The sequence below is a fragment of the Planktothrix paucivesiculata PCC 9631 genome, from assembly GCF_900009265.2.
GTDB lineage: Bacteria > Cyanobacteriota > Cyanobacteriia > Cyanobacteriales > Microcoleaceae > Planktothrix > Planktothrix paucivesiculata.
Window position 1 is genome coordinate 1 of sequence record NZ_LR735055.1, and the last position, 1,309, is coordinate 1,309.

The 1,309-nt window shown below is 42.1% G+C and carries 3 protein-coding genes; 2 read left to right on the top strand and 1 reads right to left on the bottom strand.

The features are described 5' to 3' along the window. Nucleotides 1–271: 271 nt before the first annotated feature. Nucleotides 272–409 (top strand): hypothetical protein, encoded by a 138-nt coding sequence (locus tag PL9631_RS25575; protein ID WP_156090715.1) that lies wholly within the window; start codon nucleotides 272–274, stop codon nucleotides 407–409. A 19-nt stretch (nucleotides 410–428) separates the two neighbouring features. On the opposite strand, the gene PL9631_RS25580 is transcribed toward PL9631_RS25575, so the two are convergent. After that, nucleotides 429–800 (bottom strand): DUF4351 domain-containing protein, encoded by a 372-nt coding sequence (locus tag PL9631_RS25580; protein ID WP_083616756.1) that lies wholly within the window; start codon nucleotides 798–800, stop codon nucleotides 429–431. Between the two features lie 96 nt (nucleotides 801–896). Between PL9631_RS25580 and PL9631_RS25585 the strand changes: the two genes are divergently transcribed. After that, a partial coding sequence (locus PL9631_RS25585; protein WP_156090716.1) for a hypothetical protein occupies nucleotides 897–1,309 on the top strand: 413 nt, incomplete at its 3' end.

Sequence of the window (1,309 nt, forward strand, 5' to 3'; positions counted from 1 at the left end):
ACTAATTCTAAAAAATTGAAAACCCTTACAGTTCTTCGTTGAACTTCCGAGGCTTTACTATCAGATTTTATAGCGTGTTTACCGGTTTTTAAGTAAACATAAATAATTGCTATTTTTTCATAGAAAAGGCATTAGTTGTTAGTCGTATATTCGTGCGATATGTTCTAGCATCCCTCATCCTATTGGAAGCATATAATTGCCGGAGTCAATTGGAAGCATAAACCTGCCGAAACGGCAATATTATCCTTCCAATGACAAAGTAGATAACTTCATGTCGCACGCACTTGGTGTCAGCTTCGCTATTTCTACGCCTTATTTAACCAGTCATATCAAGCGTTTTGGCGATTATCGGATTGATCTCGATACGATTCCACAAGCACTAGATGAAAAGTTAAATTTAGGCTTCTGAGTAATTTTGTTACACAACTTTACATCGTGATAAATTTTGCGCGTATCTTGTCTTTACCCCTACTTAAGTCTTCAAGTTGTTCAACCGATAGAGCCTCCACCTGGGATTGTATCTCTGGCGGTAGCCCATCTGCGAGCCAAGAAAAATCTTGTAATTTATGGTAGAGTTGATTAAGAATAATAGCCAGAGTCGCTTCTTTACGAACAGTAAGCCTCGTTTGAGTAATCAACGCTTTGATATCGGCATTGAAAGAAATCTCTTGGGCAGCAATACTCGCCTCTTCAACAATCCTATTGCCCAGACGAATATTATGGCAAGCATCCCACTCCGTTTCTGCCGTCAACTCGGTTTCATAATGGATAACAATCCAATAACGTTTCAAGTCACTCATATAACTTAACCATTTCAAGGGTTAATACTTTAAACTCTTTAAAAGTAAGGCTAGAACATCAGTACAAAAAATACTGGTATTCAAGGAGATGCGGCAATGACATCAAACCTGTTCAACGAATTTATCGACGCCGGCCCAGAAGCCAAACTAGAATTGATCGAATCCAAGCTAATCGTCGGTAATACCCTAGTTGGCAGCCGTCTGCTACTCAAACAAATTCTCACCGGATGGGGAGCGCGGGCCGCCATCGCCCTAGCCCCCATACAACAATGGTTAGAAGCTCTCCGTCTTACCTATAACGCGCCCATTCCAGACAGTACAGAAGCCATCATTACCACCTTACAAACCTGGGCTGCCAGTTTCCCCTACCAACCAGAAGACCTGATACCCGGCTTTAGAGGAGAAGAAAACCATCACAATCCCATCCGCAGTTATATCAGCCACTCCTTGTGGGAAATCGCAGAAAGACTAGGAGGACAATCATTCAGCCGCGATTTTGTCATGCGCCT

Bases quoted from the DNA above. Each gene is read 5' to 3' on its own strand.
- PL9631_RS25575 (WP_156090715.1), top strand. From the start codon at position 272: ATGTCGCACGCACTTGGTGTCAGCTTCGCTATTTCTACGCCTTATTTA.
- PL9631_RS25580 (WP_083616756.1), bottom strand. From the start codon at position 800: ATGAGTGACTTGAAACGTTATTGGATTGTTATCCATTATGAAACCGAG.